We start from the raw sequence: 23464 nt of genomic DNA on the forward strand, positions 1-23464 counted from the left end.
ATTTAAAAAGATTATGCTATAATCGTAATTATTACGATTAAGATTTTGGAGTTGAATGCCATCAATCGATACTTGTTGCAACGCTTATTGCAGCTCATCCCCGTGCTGCTCGGCATCTCTTGCATTACCTTTGCGCTGATGCATTTAACACCAGGTGATCCAGCGGAGATCATGCTGCGTGCTGACGGCATCAAACCTACGCAGGAAGCTATTGAGGCGACCAGACATACACTTGGTCTGGATGGTCCTGTACATAAGCAATATTTTCACTGGTTGAACCGGGTATCCCATCTCGATTTTGGCTTATCTTACAGCAGCGGTCGTCCAGTGTTCACAGAGCTGATGAGTCGTTTTCCGGCAACTTTACTGCTCAGTGCCTGTTCCGTATTGTCCGCTATTCTTATTGCCCTGCCGATAGGAGTGGGGTCTGCATTATATCCAGGTAGAATGCTTGATCGACTGGGAAGAGTATGTGCAATGCTCAGTGTTTCAATGCCAGGATACTGGCTAAGTCTGCTTCTGATTTATTATGGTGCGGTGAAGTTTAAGCTATTTCCTGTGATGGGAATGGATGGGGTATCCAGTGTCATTCTACCTGCCCTCACACTAGGATTTGGTATGGCAGGAGTCTACATCCGCTTGATTCGTTCCAGTCTCCTAGACGTTTTGGGCAAGCGTTACATCACAGCAGCTAGAGCTAAGGGGCTGCAGGAATGGAGAATAATCATTCGGCATGCACTTCGTAATGCGCTTCTTCCGAGTCTTACCCTCCTTGGGGTTAACATAGCGGGGCTATTAGGCGGTTCCGTTATTGTTGAAACTATATTTTCTTGGCCGGGAATTGGTAAGTATGCCATTGAGGCGATTTTTGCGAAAGACTATATTGTCATTCAGGGTTACGTATTATGGATGGCTGTTGTCGTTGTCCTGATTAACTTGACAGTGGATTTATTACATCTGCTGCTGGATCCGCGAATCAGGCTGCGGTGACGATTTAGAAGGAGCGGATTGTCATATTTCGTATTAGCTTATTTAAGAATAAGGGAGCAAGGTTAGGAGCGGGCATAGTACTTTTGTTCATATCCGTTGGACTCTTTGCCCCATGGCTCTCACCTTCCGATCCGCTGCAGATTCACATGGAACTCAAACTGGCTACACCTTCCTGGCAATACCCGCTCGGTACGGATCATCTGGGACGCTGTGTCTTATCCCGATTAATCTATGGGACCCGAACCTCCCTGAATGATTCGTTTATGGTGTTGATCGTTGTTTTTGCGATTAGCATCCCTGTTGGTTTACTGGCTGGTTACGCTGGCGGCAAGATCGATCATTTGATTATGCGGATCATAGATATATTGCTTGCCTTTCCCAGCTTAATCCTATCCCTTGCTATTACAGCCATGCTAGGTCCCAGTATGAAGAATCTGCTAATCGCATTTGCTGCTGTCTGGTGGACGGGGTATGCCAGAGTGATACGCAGTATGGTCCTTCAAATCAAGGAAAGTGAATATATTACAGCGGCCAAAGCGTCAGGCACTTCTCATTTACAAATTATTTTCAGGCATATTCTGCTGAACGCAGCCCGGCCTATTCTGGTTCTTGCTTCTATGGAAGTGGGTACGATTATGCTCTCCATTGCGGGTTTGTCCTTTCTGGGTTTGGGAGCTCAGCCGCCTACACCGGAATGGGGAGTAATGCTGAACGACAGCCGTGCCTATATTCAAACGGAGCCGCGGTTGATGCTATTTCCGGGAATGATGATCATGCTGGCGGTTCTGGGCTTTAATCTGTTGGGAGAAGGCTTGCGACAACCAGAGCGTGCTTTCAATTCTGTAGTAAAGTGGGGGGCCAGAATATGATGGCAGAGTCTCCACTGCTGAAGGTCAGTCATTTACGCACCTGCTTTCACACAGGCAGTTATAAAGTTACAGCGGTTGATGATGTCAGTATCGAGGTGAAATCCCGGCAGATTGTCGCACTTGTAGGTGAGAGCGGCAGCGGTAAAAGTGTTACGGCAATGTCCATATTAGGATTAGTAGATTCTCCAGGCATAGTTGAGAGTGGAGAAATCTGGCTTAAGGGTAACAATCTTCGTGAGTGCTCCAGCCGTCAGTTACAGAAACTTCGGGGAACAAAAATGGCTGTTATCTTTCAAGATCCTATGAACGCGCTGAATCCGGTACTTACTATTGGCAGGCAGATCATGGAGACGATTAAACTGCACAAGCGTATATCGGGAAAAGAAGCAAAGCTGCTTGCCATGAGGCAGATGGAGCAAGCAGGGCTCAGCGAGCCTAAATTGCTTTTCAATAAATATCCTTTTCAAATTAGCGGTGGTATGTGTCAAAGAGTAATGATCGCCATCGCCCTGGTATCCGGAGCACAATTGCTAATTGCAGATGAGCCTACAACGGCATTGGATGTAACCATTCAAGCCCAGATTCTTAAAGAGCTGGACCGAATCAGATGGACGAACAATGTCGGCATTCTATTAATTACCCATGATCTTGGCGTTGTTGCGGAGCTTGCAGATTATGTATATGTGATGAAGTCCGGGAAGATTGTGGAATCAGGCAATGTGTTTGAACTCTTTTCTAATCCCGTGCATCCCTATACTAAATATTTAATGGAGTGCAGATAACAACGGTAATATTACATTTTTCAGGGACGTGGTGATCTTGAAGATATTGGAAGCGGTAAGCCTGAACAAGAAATATGGGATGGAAAGGGGGTGGTTCACACGTAATGCCAGAAGTGTTCATGCCGTCAACAACCTGTCTCTCAGTCTGGAGAGCGGTGAGACCCTTGGTTTAGTGGGGGAAAGTGGCTGTGGTAAGAGCACTTTGGCCAGACTTCTGCTGGGACTGGAGAAACCATCCTCCGGAAGAGTTATGTACCGGAACGAGGATTATACGGATTGGACCTTTAGCGAAATGCGCATGATCCGCAGGAAGATGCAGATGGTGTTTCAGAACAGTCTGGCTTCATTTAATCCGTTGTTTACGGTAGAGCAGATTATCGGGGAGCCTCTTCGAAACTATGGAGAGAGGAAGGCTGGAGCCCGCAGGGCCACGGTAGCAGACACACTTGAGCTTGTGGGACTTGAACGGCAGCATATTCACCGCTATCCGCATGAACTCAGCGGCGGACAGCAGCAAAGGGTCGGAATTGCGCGCGCAATCGCCTTGCGGCCGGAGCTGATTATCTGCGATGAACCTTTCTCAAGTCTCGATGTCACCCTGCGAAAGCAAATGATGGATCTGCTGCAGGAGTTGAAGCATGAGCTGGGATTATCCTATGTATTCATTACACATGACTTGTCAGTTGTAAATCGTTTTTGCGACAGTGTGGCTGTGATGTGTCAAGGGGAAATTGTAGAGAAGCAATCGGGTGCAACCATATTGCAGCAAGCAGACCACCCTTATACAAGAACATTGCTCTCCTCGGTACCTGTGCAGGACCCCCGCTTAAGAAAGAAGAGACTGGGAGAGGAGTGGCAACCCAGCCATTCCTATGATGTTAAGTAGAGAAAGGATGTACCAAGAATGAGAACGAACCCTAAGACAAAAAAACTATTATCAAAATCGTTATTCTTTATGCTTCTTGTAATAGTTGTGTTGATATCAGGTTGCAGCAACAGTAATAACAGCAATTCTACGGCTAGAGCCAATAATACCGCCAATAATGAAGCTGCACAAGGATCTGAAGCTCAGGACAAGACAGTCACTGTTGCTATATCGTCTGATGCCGGTATAGACCGATTGGATGCCGGTGCCTATGATGGTTCGATGAATGTGCACGCGATGATATATGAGGGGTTAGTGGAGTATGGTGAAAAAGGCGAAATACTGCCGTCGCTTGCGGAGTCTTGGGATATTTCAGAAGATGGGAAAGTATATACGTTCCATCTTCGCCATGACGTCAAATTCTCTGACGGTACGGAGTTTAATGCCGACGCAGTTAAATTCTCCTTCGAACGCTGGATTAAGGATCCAGCCAATTCGTTAAATGTAGCAACTGCGATGCAATCCCTTGTTGTTGTGGACGAACATACGATTACAATGACATTCAACAAAGCGTATTATCCCTTCTTAACCGAGTTATCCTTTGCAAGACCGGTCCGAATTATCAGCCCTTCCGCTGTGGAACCCGCAGGAGATATTACGGGTAAATTCATCAAAGCGATTGGAACTGGCGCATGGATAGCTGTGAGCTACAAAACAGATCAGGAAGCCGTACTGGTCAGAAATCCGAAGTATTGGGGAGAAATGCCGAAGCTGTCGAAAATTATTTTAAAGGTAATCCCTGATCCACAGTCCAGAGTACTAGCGCTGCAAGCTGGAGATGTTGACATTGCCGGGGGACAAATGGGTAAGCTACCAGTCGAAAGCGTGCCAGTGATTGAAGCAGATTCTTCACTGACCTTGCAAAAAGCACAAGGAACAAACTCACATTTCATGATCTTTAACTACAAAACGCCCGCACTTCAAGATCTGAATGTGCGCAAAGCTATCAATTTGGCAATTAATAAAAAAAGCATTGTCGAAGATCTTATGGACGGTATCGGCAGTGAAGCTCAAAGCCTGTTCCCGCTGACAGTTCCTTATGTGACGGAGTCCAATAATACTTGGTACGGCTTCAATCCGCTGGAAGCGAAGCAACTGCTAGCAGCTGCCGGTTACACGGATTCGGACGGAGATGGAATTGTACAGAAGGACGGAGCGCCGCTTGAGCTTAATTTCGTGCTGCAGCAGGCTGAATATCCCGAATGGAAGTCGATTAGTGAACTGGTTCAGTCTGAGTTAAAGGAGATTGGCATTAGAGTGAATCTTCAGGTTCTTGAGCCGAATGCCTATTACGATGCCTTATGGACAAGCAAAGCCTATGATCTAATCATGTACCGGACTTATGATGATGCCTATAATCCGCATGCATTCTTGCTGTCCCTATTTCATAAAACAGCTGACGCATCTGCTGTCGTATGGTCTGATCCTGGACTAGAATCACTGATTGACACAGCAGTAGGAACAACCGATATTCAGGAACGTCAGACCGCATATGACTCCATTTTCTCCAAATTGTATCAGGAGGCTATGTTTGCAGCTATTTATTTTCCTGACGATATCTTGGCAGTAAATAATAGAGTGACTGGATTTAAACCGGGGTACTCCACCTTTATGCCGGTCTTCTGGAATCTACTCGACATAGGAGAAAAATGATGTTAAAAGAGATTTCGAAATACTGGACATCAAGCTCGGAGAGTTATGACAAAGTCATACAGACTCAATTCCGCAGCAAAAAAACCATAAACCTCTGGAAACAACTGCTTATTAAAGGGTTGGGAACAACTCCCCAGCAAAAGGTGCTGGATGTGGGAACAGGGCCTGGCTTTTTCTCCATACTCTTATCACAGATGGGTCATCTGCCTACAGCGGTGGATACCTCTCAGGGAATGATCGATAGAGCTTCACGAAATTTTGAGAGTTATGGATATAAAGTTCCAGCTTATGTCGCTGATGCTGCCGATTTGCATATGGAGCTAGAGAATAGCTTTGAGGCAGTGGTCTGCAGGGATGTAGTATGGACGATTCCTGATCCACAGAGGGCTTATGCTGAATGGTATCGGATTCTAAAACCGGGCGGGACCCTGATTATTTTTGACGGTAACTATTTGTATAAAGAGAGCAAGACTGTATTCCATAGACTTTGGTATGCCTTGTCCTGGACACTGATTCTACTCACAGAACAAAGAATCCGCCAGCGAAGCAGTCAAGATAAAAGCCTGCTAAGCGAGTTGCCATATGTTAATGTATTACGGCCTGAAGCTGACGAGACAGCGCTGAAACAGGCCGGGTTCCGAACCATAGATGTTCACCGGAACTTTATCCCTGCCCGTGCGATGCCGCTAGATTATTTGAAATACGGTTACCAGAATGTAAACCGGTTCATGATACTTGCCAAGAAGGAGTGAATGATAAATGGGTTTCCTGGCTTCTTCTCTGTGATTCTTTCGAGTGCCGGGCATCTGGTTACTGCGATCGATTGCACCGACAATATGCTGGAAGAAGCACTTGCCCACTCCATTCGTGAAGGTGTAACCGTTACTTTCCGCAAGATGGATTCGCACAAGCTTGACTTTGCTGCGGAGAGCTTCGATCTGATCGTGTGCCGCAATGTCACCTGGAGCCTTACCGATCCGCAGTCAGCCTACAAAGAGTGGAGAAGAGTACTTAAGCCTGGGGGACGGCTGCTGGTTTTTGATGCCAACTGGAATCGCCATCTCTGGGATGAAGAGATGCAGCAAAAGCGAGTAGAGGATCAGCAAAACTATGTAGATAAGGGCTTTGGTGAACTCCCGCATCATAAGGACATAGAGGAGACAGACCGTCTGAGTCTTGTATTGCCGCTGACCAGAGAAAGGCGTCCCGAGTGGGATATACGGACTCTCAAAAAAGAAGGCTTCGTTAATATTTTTGCTGAAGAGAATTTGAACGCAAAAATTCTGGATGAGAAACAGCAAGTCTTAAACCGGTCAACACCGATATTCATGATTTGTGCTGAGAAATAATAGAATAGTGAGAACCTACACATATTAAATGAAGTATACAATAAAAAGCAGCGATCTCTAATGAGAATCGCTGCTTTTTGAGTAAAGGACAAGAACATTATTTCATTTCCGATTTGATGTTAATCTAAAACTTCTTTTTTTTGGGCTTGTTCATATTCCGTTCATATTGTCGTCACGAAGAGTACATCTTGATTGATTACACTTTGAATATGTCGTCAAGGCGGCACTTCAGATACAGGGACAAGGAAGGGAAGAGATGAACGTGGCAAATAAGGTGGAAATAAAAACAACAGGGACTAAGAGCCACAAGAAACGGAACCTATGGTTAAAAATAATCGGAGGTATTGTAGGGGCGCTCGTGCTGTTCATGGGCATCGTTTTTATCGTTGATGCAATCAGCGACGGGGTAGAGAAAAAGAAAATCGAATCGTATGGCCAGTATGTCAATGTGGATGGGAAAAAGATGAATGTGCTTATTCAAGGCAGTGGAGAACAAACTGTTGTACTCCTACCGGGACAAGGAACCCCGACGCCTGCACTTGATTTCAAATTGCTGATCGATGAAATTACCCCTAATTATAAAGTCGTGGTGGTCGAGCCTTTCGGTTATGGTTTGAGCGATGAAACCGAGAAGGAGAGAACGACTGAGAATATAGTAAGTGAGGTTCACGAAGCAGTGCAGCAACTGGGTTTAGACCGTTACATTCTAATGGGACATTCCATCGCGGGACTTTACGGAGCGACCTATGTGAACACATATCCGGATGAAGTTCTTGCTTTTGTCGGCATCGATAGCAGCGTTCCCAATCAACCCGGAATGGATGTCAAATTACCTTTGAACGCCATGAAATTTCTTCAAAAATCAGGTCTAATGAGATTGGTCCAAAAAGTGAGCGGAGATCCCTATGAATCGCTTGCGTTCGATGAGCATACCAAAGAACAGATGCGTTTGATTTCGAATCAAGTCGCGACCAATCCAACGTTGATGAATGAACTGGGCCACCTCGGTTCCAATTTCAAAAATGGAGAAAAAATCACAATGCCAAATGACTTGCCGCTGCTTCTCTTCGTTCAATCGAATAACGAGCACAATAAACAGTGGATTCCGCTGCATGAGGAGCAAGTCAAACAATCCGCACAGGGCAAAATGATCCCAATGGAGGGGTCCCACTATCTGCATCATACAAAATACAAAGAAATCGCTGAGGCATTCAAAGAGTACATGAAACAAATTCAAATTCAATAGTAGGGTTGATAATTAAACTGCGGAGCCGAACTTGGTTCCGTGGTTTCTTTGTTTTTTCATTTATAAACACGATTTTTAAACCTTATTCCTGGGACATTGGAGTATGGTATACCTCAAGACAAATTTTGGTCATTTCGTCTATGGATTTTGCAAAGTCTGATTGTATCCATTTAAGGAGAACATTATAGAGGGCCCCCGCTTTAAAGTATATTCGGTACACATTCTCGTCGCTTTTGTCATGAGCAGTAGAAAGCATCATTTCATTCAAGCAATCCAGAATTACATGATCAAACTTTGCACTCTGAAGTGCTTTGTAGATGTTCCGCTGCTGAAAAATAACTTCAAAAAGCACTTTGATAAATTTTTGAGGTTCTTTAGCTTTGCCTGTTAATTCATTGGTGTAAGGTAAGAGTCTTTGATTAATTTCGAAAATAAGCGAATCGACCAAATCCACCAGGATCTCTTGCTTGGAGGAATAGTTGTTGTAATAGGCTGTTCGAGAAACCCCTGCGCGCTTCACAATATCGGTGATGGTGATTTTGTCAAAAGGCTGTTCCTGGATCAAGAAGACTAATGCCGTACAGATGGCTTCTCTTGTCAAACGGTTGGTTTCTTTATTGGAACGATGCTTAGAGGTATTTGGACTGTATAATTCATGATTTGAGATGACATTTCCCCTCCATTTGTACATTCTGATGTTCGTTTCATTGTTTTTCATGAGTATTTTCAATATGCTAAAACCATAAGGCATTACAAATGTAATGTCAAAATAATCGTTAGTTAAAATGGGAGGGCGTCATGTTAGAAATCTTATATAGACGATTGTCAGTGGTGCTGCTTTTGATCCTAGCACTATGTGCTACGGTATTCATTGGCAAAGAAACGGTAATCTCGATCATGACCATTATCTTTTTGTTAGCAGAATTAGGCATCTCTTTTTTACTATTAAAGAAGCGTGAGAAGTTACATGTAGTATTTATTAGTGCGATGGTGGCAGAAGGGTTATTTTTAATCACAAGAAATTTTTGGCTGCTTGCGCTTTCTATCCTCTTGCTGATCATAGCGGGCATATGGAGAGGACTCTTGGGGCAAAAGGTAAGCAGAAGAGTTACTCCGTTTCTAGTGGTTCGTAAAGTGTTATTCAGCATTGCTGCACTTATCGTTACTGCACTTTGGGGTATTGGAATCTATGCAAAACCTATTACAACACCTGTAGCATTAGCTGCTGATACGACAGTGACGATCGATGAACGCAAATTGGATTCTGCAGCAGTGATGCTCAAAGATATTGAAGTAATGAATTCTTTTGGAAGCCGTACAACCGGCTCTGAGGGTCACAATCAGTTTATTGCTTGGCTGAAGCAGCAGGTATCGGATATGGGGCTGCAAGTTTATCGTGATCGCTATACTTTTGACCGATGGGAAGAAAAGAACAGCGCTTTAATGATTGATCAGCAGGCAATTCATGTCTCTTCAGCTTTTCCCTATTCCGGGGAAACTGACGAAAAAGGTGTAACTGGGGAGCTGGTGTATACGAAGCGTGGTGAATATGGCCAGGCCAGCGGAAAAATTGCTGTCATTGAAATTGAGAATTTCAGAAATTTTCCAAGTGGGATCGTTATGAATATGCGGGATTCATCACCAATGGACAACCAAATTACCCCAAATGAAGGCGATCTAGTCCTCACTACAGCTTTAAAAGAAGCTAAATTGGAGCAAGCGAAGGAAAAGGGCGTAAAAGCTGTTGTTTTAGTCTGGAAAGGGGTATCTGACGATAAGGTTGAAGAGCAATATGTGCCTTTTACCACCGATTATGCTGGAATCCCTGCGATCTGGGTTAATGAAACGGAAGGGCAAAAGGTTATCAGGGCAGCTCAGGAGCATAAAGAAGGTACGGTTATTTTAGAAGCGGTAATACAAAAAGATGCCCCCACAGAATCCTTTTATGTGAAAATTGACGGTAAGAATAAAGACGAAGCAATTATCGTAAATACTCATACGGATGGGATAAATGTGGTGGAGGAGAATGGCGCTGTGGGCATGCTGTCTATGATTCGTTACTTACAGCAGGAGCAGCCGGAACGTACGATGATATTTGCTTTTGTGACAGGGCATTTTAGATTACCGGAGTTCAAAGGGTCCTCTCAGGCAACTTCCACCTGGATGGAGGGGCATCGAGAGCTGTGGGATGGCAAGAATGGCCATTTAAAAGCTGTAGCTGGAATTACGGTCGAGCATTTAGGCAGCATGGAGTGGAAGGACGATGATACGGGTCACTATGGTCCAACTGGACAAATAAGTACAGAATATACCTATGCGGGCAATGAAATGATGGCAGCCATTTGGCTGAAGGCTATTGAAAAGACAGATAGCACACGTACTGTATTATTGCGTGGACATAACAAGTTTGAGTTTGGAGAGAGTCAGCCCTTATTTGAAGCAGGGATACCGGTGATTGGTTTCATTCCAATGCCCGACTATCTGCTCGTGGATAGTGACAACAGAGAGATGGACAAATTTGATGCAAAGCTAATGCATACGCAAATTGTATCGTTGCTGAAAGCGGTCAAGCTAGTGGACGGAACGGAGACGACTAAGCTTGGGAAGTCAGATGGGTATTCTTTTTTCTACGGCCGTACTAAATGATATTGGCAGATCAAGATTTGTCATGACGAAGATGACATTAGCTTTAATTCAAAAAACACTGATGATTTGAGTCAGTGTTTTTTTATTGCAAAAGGGGGATATATTACGGCTCAAAATGAGAAAATATCGTTTTTTTGCCAGCATCGAAGTAGGAGGGAACTTGTGACATCATATATACACTAATCAATCAATAGCTCCTTCGGGTACTTTTTGTGTTATTCACTGAGTTGTCAGAAAGATTTGACCCTTTCTTGAACGTTTAGGGATTAAGAGATATCTGTGATTGAATTACTTGCAATTTAAGATAAGATGATTTTAATTATTAGGTCACATTATAATTTTGACTGCTCAGTATCAGGTAAATCGGGCTCGCCAACTCTTGCTTTGTGAATTTTTTCTCTTTTTACATAGCAAAGAACGATGAACGTCATACTAAAACGAACAGGCAACGATGTCGCTGAACCTTGCTAAACCTGATATTGAATGCAGCCAACAGTTAGCAGGCCTAATCATAGAAAAATGAACAGTGTTTTGAAGGGAGCAGTAAAGAATGGCAATTGATACGGTGCTATGGAGCAGGCTGGTGACAGGCTTGACTCTCGGGTTCCACGTTATTTTTGCGACGATTGGCGTCGGTATACCGCTAATGATCGCTATAGCAGAGTTTATCGGGATTCGGAAGAAGGACCCCCATTATACACTTATGGCAAAGCGGTGGTCTCGAGGATTTGTCATTTCTGTGGCGGTTGGTGTCGTGACCGGTACAGCGATTTCACTACAGCTGGCCCTGGTATGGCCGAATTTTATGAAACTGGCTGGGAATGTCATTGCACTTCCGTTATTCATGGAGGTGTTCGCGTTCTTCTTTGAAGCTATCTTCTTGGGCATTTATTTGTATACATGGGGTCGGTTCAAAAATCCGTATATCCATTGGCTGCTGACGATACCGATTGTCGCCGGGGCAGGCATGTCTGCCGTTTTTATTACGACGGTGAACGGATTCATGAACCAGCCTGAAGGCTTTGTCATGGAAGCAGGCCAATTCACAGCGATTAACCCGGTGCAAGCGATGCTGAATACGGCGACGTTCTCCAAAGTGTTCCATGTATTAAGCTCGGCCTATTTGACAGGAGCTGCCTTGTTAGCCGGGATTGCAGCCTTCGCGATGCTGAGAAAAGGTGTGTCCGCATACCACAAAAAATCTTTAAATCTCATGATGGCGGTCGTTTTACTATTCGGTTTGCTGAACACGTTAGCCGGTGATGTGTCTGCCAAGTTTTTGGCCGAGCATCAGCCAGAGAAGCTTGCAGCGGCAGAGTGGCATTTTGAGACGAGCAGCAGTGTGGATTTGGTACTATTGGGATGGCTGAATGCAGAGCATGAAGTTCTAGGGGCTCTTCATCTGCCGAAGCTGCTCAGCTTCCTGGCCTTTGGAGACTTTAATGCAGAGGTGACGGGGCTCGAGGAATTCCCCAAGGAAGAATGGCCACCGCTTCTCGTTCATTATCTGTTTGATTTAATGGTCGGAATTGGATTTACTCTGCTCGCGATTTCGTTTCTATATTTTCTGTTTGTGTTCTGGAAAAAGCGTAATGAGCTTAACAAGTGGATGCTTCGCATCATCGCACTGAGCGCCCCTCTCGCTTTTCTGGCTGTTGAGCTGGGATGGTTTTATGCAGAGATTGGCCGACAGCCGTGGATTATCCGTGGATATATGCGTGTTGAGGAGGCTGCCACGTCTTCACCGAATGTAAGAATTATATTCTTCGCCTTATTGCTCTTGTACATCGTTCTCGGCAGTATGTGTGTAATCGTGCTGAGACGCTTGTTCAACAATAATCCGGCAGAAGCTGAGATGGAGAAATGGATAAAGGATCATCCTAATCAATTTACGGAAAAGGGGGGCACTGAATGATGAGTTACGAATTGATTGGCATCTCGGTGCTCTGGCTGTTTTTGTACGGCTATTTAATTATAGCTTCCATTGATTTCGGAGCGGGTTTCTTCGCCTTTTATGCACGTTTAACAAAGCAGGATCATCTCATTAATCGTCTGATTTCCCGATATTTATCACCCGTATGGGAGATTACAAATGTATTTTTTATCTTTTTCTATATTGGCATCGTCGGTTTTTTTCCGGACACAGCCTATTATTATGGCTCCGCGTTACTTGTTCCGGGAAGCATTGCAGTGATTCTTCTTGCGATTCGCGGTTCATTCTATGCTTTTGAAAATTACGGTTCCAAGAAAAACATAGTATATCTTTTTTTGTACGGAGCTACAGGTTTGCTTATTCCAGCATCGTTGTCAGTGGCGCTAACTTTGTCTGAAGGCGGCTTTATCGTGAAGCAGGGGGAAACGGTTTCTCTAGATTACTGGGCGCTGTTTACCAATCCGTTATCGTGGAGTATCGTTGGACTGGCAATCGTGTCCGTTTTGTTCATTAGCGGCTCATTTCTGACATTTTACGCTTCTCGGGCGGAGGATCATTCCGCGTTGAAGCTGATGCGCAACTACGCCCTGTTTTGGAGCACACCGACGATAATCCTCGCACTGACAGCATTTATCTATTTGGGTCAACACAATGAGCGGCATTTTCAAAATATGATGGATTTATGGTGGTTGCTGGCACTTTCCGTTGCTTTCTTCATGATCGCGATGTGGCTATTATATAACGGACGCCGTTACGGATTAGCTTTTATATGCGTCATGTTGCAGTTTTTCTGTGCCTTTTTTGCTTATGGGATTGGGCAATACCCTTATATTCTTGATCCGTATATCACGATTCAGAGCAGTGCAACTTCACCTGCAATGGGTTTAGCGTTAGTTATTGTGTTTATCGGCGGTCTATGCCTGTTGATCCCATCCCTTATTCTGGTCTTCAAACTCTTCCTGTTTGATGCAGATTATGTAAAAGGGAAAAAATAAAGATGTTTAATCCATTACGGCATGTTTGAGGTTTCCCTACAAGCCTATAGATAAAGGAGGTGTGATCTGTGAAGAGGAAATCCAGTCTGATTTCTCAACAAATGTCTTCACAAAGGAAAAACAGGGCTCTCCTCGCAATCATTTCACTAGCGCTTGGTATAGCTATTGTGAGTCAGGCTGGGCTGCTTGCTGAAGCAGTCCAACGGATTTTTGTCGAGAAAGCTTCATTTTCATCGGTTATCCTGTTGCTCGGCATACTTCTAGCTGTTATGGCTGTACGCACACTGTTGTCTTATGGAAACGGTATAGTTGGCTTACATATGGCTGCCACTGCTAAGACAAATATGCGCGCTGCCGTGCTGCAAAACTTGACTCATGCCTCCATGCCTTCAACCCTTCGTGGACAGACGGGAGGAAAGGTCAGTGTTGCTCTGGATGCTGTGGATGAGGCCGATAGTTATTTCAGTCAATACATGCCGCGTATGATGGAAGCTGCTATCATCCCGGTTCTGATTTTGGTCGTTACATTTATCCAACATGCCAACACAGGTTTCATTCTATTGTTTACTGCTCCGTTCATCCCGCTGTTCATGATTTTGGTAGGGCTGAAAACGAAGAACAAATCCGAAGAAAAATATGCGCAACTGGCTGAGTTCTCAGGGACGTTTCTGGATTCTCTTCAAGGACTGGTGACATTGAAAATATTTGGACGGGCTTACCGTCAGCAACAGGAGATCGAGCGCAGTAGCTTGGGTTATCGTGATGCCACAATGGGCATTTTGAAGATTGCGTTTACGAATACCTTCATGCTGGAATCGATCGTAATGCTTAGCATTGGCATTGTCGCTCTTGAACTGGCCATCCAGTTGCTCGTTTTCAAAGCTATGACGTTCCACACCGCCTTTCTCGTTTTGCTGCTCGTTCCCGAGTTTTACAACCTGTTAAAGAATACGGGAACGGCCTTTCACAGTGGCCGAACAAGTATGGGTGCGGTTCGTAAGGTGGAACAGATGCTTGAGGAAACGGCAGGGGGGAGCAAAAACCCGAATAGCAATGAAGGCGCAGGGACATCCACTGAAATCGACGTGATCACCAACATAGATAAGGTTGGTGATAGGACCGACAGTATAAGCAAATTGGAACTTACCCATTCTGGAGACCTTTTAATACCGCCGTCCATCGTAATTGACCAACTCCGGTTTCAGTATGCTCCAGATTCTTTCGAGCTTAAGACGGGGCGGATCCAGCTTAGTCCAGGAGAACACATTGCCATTGTTGGCAAAAGCGGTTCCGGAAAAACGACTTTGCTACATCTCATTGCCGGTCTGCTGAAACCAGAATCGGGAACGCTTCTGGTGAATGGAAGTCCACTCTCGCAATACGATGAAACCGAATGGTTCGAACATGTTAGCTACATTACACAGCATCCGTATATTTTTGCAGGCACATTTTCTGAAAATATTGCGATTGGTGCTCGTGGGAGCATCTCCAGAGCAGAAATTGAGCGGGCGGGGGAAGAAGCAGGACTCGCTGCGCTTACAGCCCAATTAGAGCATGGATTTGATACCTTTGTTGGTGAAGGAGGCCGGGGACTGTCTGGTGGGGAAAAGCAACGGCTTGCCTTAGCACGCGCTTTTTTGAAGCGTCCTGCTATCATTTTGTTTGATGAACCCACAGTTGGACTGGATTTGCACACCGAGCGGGTACTGCAACGCTCCATAGCCAAACTGGCAAAAACGGCTACAATGATTACGGTAGCTCACCGATTATATACGATTCAACAAGCCGACAAGATTTTGTTTATGGACAATGGAGTGTTGGTGGACTCGGGACGACATGACGAGCTTCTGGAGCGCCTGCCTCAGTATGCCGAGATGATTGATGTAGAGCGGAAAGGGGGGATATCCTCATGAATGAACTGGCTGTTCTGTCAAAGGCGATGATTCAGGAGCGCAAGGATATCATTCTTTCGATTTTGGGTGGATTTATCGCCGGCATAGCCGGTGTGGCACTCTTTTCTGCGAGCGGATATCTGATTTCGCAAACGGTATTTGCGCCACCGCTTTATACTTTAATTGTACTCACCTCCATGGTCAAACTGCTGGGTCTGCTTCGGGCGGCGAGTCGTTATGGAGAACGCTTGTATTCTCACCGGGCGACATTCTCCATGCTTAGCCGTTTACGTACATCCTTTTTTGCCAAGCTTATTCCTTTAACGCCTGGTATATTGAACAAAAATCGAAGCGGGGATCTGCTTGCGCGGATCGTTGGGGATGTGGAAAGTTTGCAAAATTATTTTTTGCGAGTCGCTTATCCTCCGATCATGGTCGTCATGGTGTTTTTGGCTACGGTGCTGTTTACTTCTACCTTTTCGATCTGGATTGCCGTTTTGTTTGTAATAGGTATGCTGGTAACGGCATTCGTTGTACCGGGAATTGTGTTACTCGGGCAGCGGAGAATACATGGACGCGTTCGTGAGCAGAGGGCGCAGCTGTCCACGGAAGTTACCGAAGTGTTGTACGGTTTCCGGGATTTAAAAGTATATGGTCAATTGGCACAGCGGGAGGAACATCTCCAGCATGCTTCCACTGTATTGGCAGCTGAGCAGCAACGAGCAGCCGGGCAACTGCTGCGCGGGCAGTCGATGCACACTTTTGTTACGTTTTTCGTTTCCTGGGGAGTGCTTACGCTTGGCGCCTATTTAATTATGGAAGGAGCGCTTGCAGGCGTATTTCTTGCCATGCTGGTTATGGCATCACAAACCGTATTTGAAGAAGCGGCGGCTATGGCCACATTACCCGCGTATAAAGAGGATAGCGAACACGCAGCCAAACGACTGACGGAAACAGTTCAGACCTTTGATGAGCAGTCTTCGCAGCCAGGTGGCACATTGTCTGTTGATCATGCCGTTACGATGGAGCTATCCGATGTTACGTTTCAATATGAAGGGGAGTGGAGACCGGCGCTCAGGGATGTATCCCTACACATTTTACCTGGTTCCAAAACGGCGATTGTCGGGCCGAGTGGATCAGGAAAATCAACGATTATCGAATTGCTGCTCAAGCTGCGAACACCAACGGCCGGCGATATACGGTTAAACGGCATTTCGGTGAAGGAACTGGATGAAACGAGCATTTGGCAAACGGCTACTGTAGTGTTTCAGCAAAGTCATTTCTTCCGGGGAACGATCCGGGACAACCTGCTGCTGAATGGAGAAGAACATGCAGACGAACAATTGTTGGATGTGCTAGCTAAAATGCAGCTGCCCGATACATCGTTGACCGATATGGTGTATGAAAAAGGGGAGAATCTGTCAGACGGCGAGAAGCAGAGGTTGGCTCTGGCGCGAGCGATGCTCCGCAAAGGACGGGTATGGCTTCTGGACGAACCCACTTCATCGCTGGATTATGTGACAGAGCATCATGTTTTGAAGCAACTCTACGCACAGGCGGCTAATGATACGCTTCTCCTGATTTGTCATCGGCTAACCGGATTGGAAGAGATGGACCAGATTGTGGTCATGGACCAAGGCAGGCTAGTCGAAACGGGGTCCTATTCGGAGTTGATGGGGCAAAAAGGCTATTTTTATGAGATGAAACAAATCGAACAGCAAATGATCGGAGAAGTTGGAGTGTAAAAAAAGCAAGAGCTCCTCTGAGCATTCGATCAATCTTACCAAGCAACAGGCTAAAGAATAACTTCCGGTGTAATATCGGGAGCAGTTCTTTAGCCTGTTTTGCGATTCTCGCCTAGACTATAATCCACGTTTGTCTTAAACGATGAGCAGTTCTTCAAAAACTGGTAATAAAAATCGCTTCAGAGAAAAACGCTAAACCGGCTCAAATTGTATTAGCACACGTAAATTGGAACGTCTGGAAGAAGAAATATATAAAATTAAACAGTAAAATATCCATTATATCCATTAATGATGGCATGTTGAACGATGGGGAGGTTTAATCTCGGAGAAGCCCTCAATTTACGTGACACTAAAAAGTTGATCTATTTTGCAGATCAACTTTTTAGTTTACTATGTTAAGGGAGAAGAGACATCTTGTAGGGAGATTATTTTCAATGATTATTGCTTATAAATTTGTTCTCCAAGACAGGATACCCGCGTTCATGCTCCTGCACGCCTTCATTGCAGATTCTGGGGTATGAAGTTCCTCACCCCAAGTAACATAATATCGGAATTCATAGAATCCTCCCAGTGTCGCCTTAAAGTTTGTCTCCCAATAATTATTCATGGGCCATGAGTACAGGTGGGCTGGATCATGGGCAAGCTCCGGATGGCCGCTCAGAAGACGATCCTCATAGTCTAATGAACCGATTTGAATCAGCGGCGTGTCCGGCATGGCAATCGCAATCCCTCGTCCTTCACTGATATACGCCACACCCTCATCAACACAGTAGAAATCGGCAAGGGAACCCGGGAGTTGGTCGATACGCGGTCGTACTGACGCACCGGTTTTTTCAATCCATAGTTCTTGCTGCGGTGAAGAGGGAGCACTTCCGAACGGAAGAGAAATGTATAGATTTTCTGGGTCCCATACACTTTCCTTATGCATGCGTACGGCAACATCAATTCGCGCACGATCACTGTATAAGGTGACAAGTAAGGAATAATGACTGCAGCCATTGACGCTGTATGTCAGACGAACTTTAGCGTATAGTGCGCCTTTTTCAACAATATCAACATTAACCAGTGTTCCCACAGAAGTAATTGCATCAGGGCCTCTACGATTGCGTCCCATCTTGCGCCGAACATCATACATACCAAATTCGTTAGCTGCCCGAGTCACATTATAAACAGGAGAAAATGCATGGTGATTCCGATCTGCACGAAGCAGGTTCTGATTCACGGTCTTGTCGATCCATTTCGTGATGCCAGCACCGATCTCCCATTCAAGTCTTACGTATTGCGATTCCATATATTTCGGCGTAACGTGAAGCTTCGGTGCGACTGGCGGGATGATATCCAACATACGATCCGAGCCTACATAATCTGTTCGATACGCAGTTACAGGTTTGTGATTGATAAGTGACTTGATCGTCAATTGTACCTGCTGCTTTGGCTGAAGCGTTACCGGAATGGTAAGGATGACACCGCGGTGCCCTGTAACCATTTGCACCTCATATTCAGTGCCCGTCGATTCATCCATGACTTCAAAACCGTTCTTCAATTCCGATATATTCCAGCCTTCCATAATGAGTTCAGCATAATCAGTTTGCGCAAAATCATTAGGATTATATAACTCAAATTTCATTGGACAATTAGGACGAAGCAAAGCGTCACCGCGAGCCTCAAGGATGTCGTATAAAGCGGTATGAGCGAGTGAGCTGGCATTGGCCGCATAGGCTTCTTTCCTGCAGCCAAGCTCTTGAACGAACGGATTCCAAGGTTCGGTGACCGAGGAATGATAACCCCATGTATGCTCAGCGAATAGCGCTAGCTCATATTCCATTGCTTCAAGACGTTCTTTGGAGACGATCTCGCATGCGGGATCTAATAGCTTCACCTTTGTATAGACACGCTGTGCTTCACGGAAAATCTGTACATGCATCGGCGTCGTCGCCGAGCCATCTGTCCACCAATCTGGCCAGTCCCCACGGAAGGTCTCGATTTCCTCGGGATGCTCCTCTGCATAAGCTCTCAAATCTGCAAAGAAATCGTCCAAGGTCGCCGGTTGAATCCGGATGCGTTCGCCATGCTTCTCATTCCATGGATTCACAAAATCCATCAACGCTGCGTTCGGCGAGCCGTTGTCGGTAGGAAGTCCGGACACCATCACCGGTACGAACGGGAACGTGTAACCATCAGCAACCAATTGCTGTAAATAACGATCAAAACGTGCTTCGGCCACTTCAAAGGATACACCGTTTCGGACATCATGATCATCGCGAATCGTATAAGATCCGCCAATGCCTGGGGTCAATCCAAGATCATTGCCGAACATGTAATGCTCACCGCTCCAGGTGAGAATACGATCTCCTTTCGGCGTTTCCCACCAGAACGGAATCTGCTTCTTCCACAGTGGAAACATGGAATGATGCGTATGAATACATGTAATCAAATTCTCGATACCTGCATCCGCCAGCACTTGACTGTATCCCCAACCAAAGCCTGTAATGTCTGCCGTCATCGCAGAACGTACCGGGAATTGAATCGATTGTCCATAATCTGTTATCCGCTTAATCATGATAGAGAGTATCTCTTGATTTAATTGCTCACCGAAATTGAGATAGGTGCCGGAGAGACCGATATAACCTTTCTTCACCGCATGAGCGAGTTCTTCTTTTTCTATGTCTGTGGCTTTCAATAGGAAGGATTCAACAGGCCAATAGGTTTCACATACCCACTTATAGCCTTTTAAGTCAGGTCTGGCGCCGCTCTCAATATCACGTACAATTTGCAGAGCCTGCCGAATATAATTGACATGATATTGACGAATTTTTTCTTGACGCTCGGTATAGCCGACATCGGTATGGGAATGTTGAATGACGTAAATTGTCCAAGGTTTGTGCTGATTCATCGTAGAGCTCCTTTCGGAATTACAGGATTATCGAATCGAGATATAAACGAAGGGAAATTATATATGTGATTGAAAATACAGCTTGAAGCGGAACAAAGCATCTTCTTCATACCATGCTTGGAAGTTCGTTCCCCATACATTGTTATGCAAATTCACATGCATACCTCCGGTAAGCGGAGCAAAAGTATGATCAAACTGAAGCAAGCGTGGCTTTCAGGACAGATAAGTGCAGCATCCAACGTATCGATTTGCACTTTTCCATCTGCTGCTGCATAGTACATCCCTTGCTGAACCGCATGCATGTTGAGATTTCCACCTTGAACGACATCCAAAGGTGAGATGAGTTGTCCGATTTTGTCCAGCTTCCATTGATTTGGATTGTTCACGATCGGATTAAAGCTCATCCAAGAAGCTTCAGGAAGGCGATAGGCATCTTTGTCAAACCACTGCAGCTTGCATTCCACTGTATGCGTATGTTTTTTAAAGACATACTCAAGCGTTAATTCCCGTGGAGCGCCCATACGCTCACATGCCGCTCTCGGCATACGTAGGTTTGCAAGCACGACATCTTGCTCTTCACAAAAGACAGCCTGCAAAGACTGAAGCCTTGGTGTCATAACTTCATGTGCTATCCACTCGTGGGTTAAGTCCATCCCTGGTTTCCCAAAATCTCCGGTTGCCCACACATGCGTATGTCTCCATCTGAGATGATATTCACGATACCATCGGTCATAATCGGCCTGCGAATAAGTTTCGTAGGAGAATAAACCAATTTGATTTTTTGGACCGGCCCATGCCCGACCGCGAGCATCTTTCAGTCCGACAATTGCGCCACTATCCTCAAACACAACCTCAAAATCTCCTAATACATAAGGCTGGTCACTTGATAAGATAGTTGCATCCGTTAGAGTGCTACGAGATGGTTTCAACGCGAGCAGGGCAACTTCGGCTTTCTCTTGTCGTTCAGGTTGAAGTGCTTGGATTGCTTGTTTCAAGTATTCACGCTGTTCCTGCCAAGACTTCTCTATAAGACTAAAGGAACGTGCATTTAGCTTGGCATCGGCTTCCTCACCAAACATTTCAATCATTTCAGCGCGGGAGTTCATTTCGTAGAACCGATATTCCAGCGGGTTTAAGTTGATATCGACCTTATCGCGTATGCGTGCTTCTTGGAAGTCATCTTTACCATAGTGGATATAATCTGCAAGATATCTTTTGATATCTACACCCCACGTATGCTCAGGAATCATAATTAACTCATCACAGAAATTGCGATATTCTTCATCGCTGTCTGTTAACGCCCCTTCTTGCAGCCACTTACTCTTCAAGCGTAGCAATTCTCGGTAACATGCTAATTTGTAAGGGTCGGTGGAAGAACCGTGAATCCAGCTGTCGCCGATTTCTTCTTCTACGACAGTTAAGGTATTACGAATAGCCCATACCTTTTCGGCATACTGGTCTAATGTGGAAGCTTGTATCACTGCCTGCGGATAAGCTTCTCGCAGCTTGGCGAACTCAGCTTCAATCTGCTGCACCGTAGAAGGGCCATGATTATCATGGGTATGCGCGAAGTAAAGGATATCGTTCAAACTTTCGATGTCAAAGGTTGTGCCGTAATCTTTGCTGTAGTGGACAACAATTTCAGATCCGTCCGTATTTCGCCATAAGAACATTTCAGGAACGTTAGGAACATTGCTGGAAGGGTTAACGCCTAAGTGCAAATACTTTAGACCAGCCTTTGCCATATGCGTGATTAACGAGCGTGTATGACCGGGAACGTCCGTCATTTTGGCTGCGATCGTACGCTTGCCAAATCGCTCATCAAGTCGCGTCGCCATTTGAATGCCATAGTCAAGCAATTCGCGATCATATAACTCGGTATATGTGGTGAAAGGAAGACCATGCCATCTTAAATAATCCTTTGCAATCGCTTCTTCGACTTGTTGTCTTACTTCGTCGGAACCGTGCTTTAATAGATGATGGATTAACCATGAGCCCGTTGTCCAGATAAAGGAACCTTTCTCCGGGTTCTCGGCAAAATATTTCGCTGTTTGAATCGCACTTGGAAAAAATCGCCTCATATATCGGTCCGTCACATTTTTCGCGAAATCCGTGTAGCCAATATCCAAGTGTGTTTTGAATATAACGTGAATGTGTGTTGCGCTCTGATTCAAGTTCATCGCTCCTTCCTCATAATCACGATTTCAGTGTATAGCAATTTATCTCATTTGACTTTTCGATTTATATTGAATAGGATCAGAAACAAATCATGCAGAGGTGGAGTATAGATTGTGGCGAATTATATCAAAAATGAACGGTGGGTATATGTCATAGAGGGAGAGAATGGCAACTCGGCTCGAGTAAAGGATTTATTGTTAATGGGGTATGACCATTTTAGCAAAGCGATGCCTTTAACGAATCATGTGCATGAGGATGCATACGAATTCGTCTATGTTGATCAGGGGGCTGTCGACTGGGAGATCGGAGACGAAACATACCATACGAATGCCCAGCAAGTTATACATACAAGTCCGGGGGAACGGCACCGTGCCAAATTTGATTATATTGGTCCATCCACCATTTGGTGGATGATTATTCGCGACCCAGCCCGAAACAAGGAATGGTTCGGGCTTCAAGAGGAGGAGCGTCAGATCTTCGTTAATTGGATGCAGAACTGTCCACGCATTCAATTGGTCAGCAAGGACGTTGTCGTCTATTTCAAACAATTGAAGCAGCTTCTACAGAACCAGAGTACGGTACTGCTGGAATTTCAACTTCGGCATTATGTCATGGAAATTTTGCTGCATCTATTTCATCATTCGCAGCTTGTTGTGCATTCCCCAAACATGCATACCTACACGCAGCAGCTGAAGGACAGACTTCAGCAGAATCCATCTGCTCGTTATTCAATTGAACAGCTTGCAAAGGAGTTCGGGTTGAGTGAGTCGCATTTCTATCGTGTGTTCCGAGAGACGAATGGACAATCGCCTATAGTGTATATGGAACGAGTTCGTATAGATTGTGCAAGCCAGATGCTGAAGGAATCGAAGATGTCCATCACGGATATTGCCATGGAACTTGGATTTAAGACAAGTCAGCATTTTGCTACAGTATTTAAAAAAATGATAGGGGTGACACCGAAGGCCTGGAGAAAGCAGAATATGCAGCGATGAATTTGGTATTGAAATTTTGAAAACACTCGTCATATAACGGAGTGGTCATATGAACTTAAAGATTGATCGGCAGGACTTGATGAACAGGTTTATTCTCGAACGCCGGCCCGGACAGTGCTTCTCAACTAGCGCATTGGATGTACTTAAATCTTTCAAGTCAAATAAAGCGCTTAAAGCTTTCGGCAATTTGTTGATGTTTCTACGGACGCGATTCTGAGATACAGCATCGCTTACGCTACAGCTCATTAATAGTATGGAAGTTTCTCTAGATTCGTTGCATGTAATAGTGTATAAATATTGGATAAACTTATAACAATTTGGGTATTCAAACAACTCAAACAAAATAAGAAAGGAAAACTTCTATTATTAAGAT

General features: G+C 45.0%; 17 protein-coding genes. 14 read left to right on the plus strand and 3 right to left on the minus strand.

Going from position 1 to position 23464, the window contains the following annotated elements:
* The first annotated feature begins 51 nt into the window (after positions 1-51).
* The 8 genes from nikB (at position 52) to NSQ91_RS16720 (ending at position 7814) form a co-directional block, all read left to right on the plus strand.
* Positions 52-990 carry a nickel ABC transporter permease gene (gene nikB / locus NSQ91_RS16685; RefSeq protein WP_340918909.1) on the plus strand — a complete coding sequence of 313 codons (939 nt, stop codon included), beginning with the start codon at positions 52-54 and terminating at the stop codon, positions 988-990.
* A 23-nt stretch (positions 991-1013) separates the two neighbouring features.
* Positions 1014-1859 carry a nickel transporter permease gene (gene nikC, locus NSQ91_RS16690; RefSeq protein ID WP_076184910.1) on the plus strand — a complete coding sequence of 282 codons (846 nt, stop codon included), beginning with the start codon at positions 1014-1016 and terminating at the stop codon, positions 1857-1859.
* On the plus strand, positions 1856-2641 hold the full coding sequence (locus tag NSQ91_RS16695; RefSeq protein ID WP_340918912.1) for an ABC transporter ATP-binding protein: 786 nt from the start codon (positions 1856-1858) through the stop codon (positions 2639-2641). The genes nikC and NSQ91_RS16695 overlap by 4 nt, the downstream gene beginning before the upstream one ends.
* A gap of 37 nt (positions 2642-2678) precedes the next feature.
* A complete protein-coding gene (locus NSQ91_RS16700) occupies positions 2679-3527 on the plus strand; it encodes an ATP-binding cassette domain-containing protein (RefSeq protein WP_340918915.1) in 849 nt (282 codons plus the stop codon).
* Positions 3528-3545: 18 nt separating this feature from the next.
* Positions 3546-5219 carry a nickel ABC transporter substrate-binding protein gene (locus NSQ91_RS16705; RefSeq protein ID WP_340918918.1) on the plus strand — a complete coding sequence of 558 codons (1674 nt, stop codon included), beginning with the start codon at positions 3546-3548 and terminating at the stop codon, positions 5217-5219.
* Positions 5219-5971 (plus strand): class I SAM-dependent methyltransferase, encoded by a 753-nt coding sequence (locus NSQ91_RS16710; protein ID WP_340918921.1) that lies wholly within the window; start codon positions 5219-5221, stop codon positions 5969-5971. Before NSQ91_RS16705 ends, NSQ91_RS16710 begins: the two co-directional genes overlap by 1 nt.
* The gene (locus NSQ91_RS16715; protein ID WP_076126515.1) at positions 5972-6568 is read left to right on the plus strand and encodes a class I SAM-dependent methyltransferase; all 597 of its coding nucleotides are present in this window, start codon (positions 5972-5974) and stop codon (positions 6566-6568) included.
* Positions 6569-6824: 256 nt separating this feature from the next.
* A complete protein-coding gene (locus NSQ91_RS16720) occupies positions 6825-7814 on the plus strand; it encodes an alpha/beta fold hydrolase (RefSeq protein ID WP_076190287.1) in 990 nt (329 codons plus the stop codon).
* Positions 7815-7896: 82 nt separating this feature from the next.
* Here NSQ91_RS16720 and NSQ91_RS16725 read toward each other — a convergent pair whose 3' ends face one another.
* Positions 7897-8532 carry a TetR/AcrR family transcriptional regulator gene (locus NSQ91_RS16725; protein ID WP_218642199.1) on the minus strand — a complete coding sequence of 212 codons (636 nt, stop codon included), beginning with the start codon at positions 8530-8532 and terminating at the stop codon, positions 7897-7899.
* Between the two features lie 80 nt (positions 8533-8612).
* Between NSQ91_RS16725 and NSQ91_RS16730 the strand changes: the two genes are divergently transcribed.
* The 5 genes from NSQ91_RS16730 (at position 8613) to cydC (ending at position 17025) form a co-directional block, all read left to right on the plus strand.
* Complete coding sequence (locus NSQ91_RS16730; protein WP_340918929.1) at positions 8613-10460, plus strand: hypothetical protein; 1848 nt, start codon at positions 8613-8615, stop codon at positions 10458-10460.
* Between the two features lie 550 nt (positions 10461-11010).
* Positions 11011-12375, plus strand: a complete 1365-nt coding sequence (locus NSQ91_RS16735; protein ID WP_340918932.1) for a cytochrome ubiquinol oxidase subunit I — start codon at positions 11011-11013, stop codon at positions 12373-12375.
* On the plus strand, positions 12372-13388 hold the full coding sequence (locus NSQ91_RS16740) for a cytochrome d ubiquinol oxidase subunit II (protein WP_076126522.1): 1017 nt from the start codon (positions 12372-12374) through the stop codon (positions 13386-13388). The genes NSQ91_RS16735 and NSQ91_RS16740 overlap by 4 nt, the downstream gene beginning before the upstream one ends.
* 68 nt (positions 13389-13456) lie before the next feature.
* The gene (gene cydD / locus NSQ91_RS16745; RefSeq protein ID WP_076303688.1) at positions 13457-15301 is read left to right on the plus strand and encodes a thiol reductant ABC exporter subunit CydD; all 1845 of its coding nucleotides are present in this window, start codon (positions 13457-13459) and stop codon (positions 15299-15301) included.
* Complete coding sequence (cydC, locus tag NSQ91_RS16750) at positions 15298-17025, plus strand: thiol reductant ABC exporter subunit CydC (protein WP_076303687.1); 1728 nt, start codon at positions 15298-15300, stop codon at positions 17023-17025. Before cydD ends, cydC begins: the two co-directional genes overlap by 4 nt.
* 445 nt (positions 17026-17470) lie before the next feature.
* Here the strand turns inward: cydC and NSQ91_RS16755 are convergent, their stop codons facing one another.
* Both NSQ91_RS16755 and NSQ91_RS16760 read right to left on the minus strand, forming a co-directional pair.
* Entirely contained in the window at positions 17471-19918 is a 2448-nt protein-coding gene (locus tag NSQ91_RS16755) for a glycoside hydrolase family 38 N-terminal domain-containing protein (RefSeq protein WP_340391759.1), read from the minus strand.
* 152 nt (positions 19919-20070) lie between these two features.
* Positions 20071-22092 (minus strand): DUF5054 domain-containing protein, encoded by a 2022-nt coding sequence (locus NSQ91_RS16760; RefSeq protein WP_340918938.1) that lies wholly within the window; start codon positions 22090-22092, stop codon positions 20071-20073.
* A 117-nt stretch (positions 22093-22209) separates the two neighbouring features.
* Between NSQ91_RS16760 and NSQ91_RS16765 the strand changes: the two genes are divergently transcribed.
* Entirely contained in the window at positions 22210-23091 is an 882-nt protein-coding gene (locus tag NSQ91_RS16765; protein WP_339187094.1) for an AraC family transcriptional regulator, read from the plus strand.
* The last annotated feature ends 373 nt before the right edge of the window (positions 23092-23464 follow it).

This window comes from Paenibacillus sp. FSL R7-0048 (assembly GCF_038004505.1).
In the GTDB taxonomy this organism is placed as follows: domain Bacteria; phylum Bacillota; class Bacilli; order Paenibacillales; family Paenibacillaceae; genus Paenibacillus_AQ; species Paenibacillus_AQ odorifer.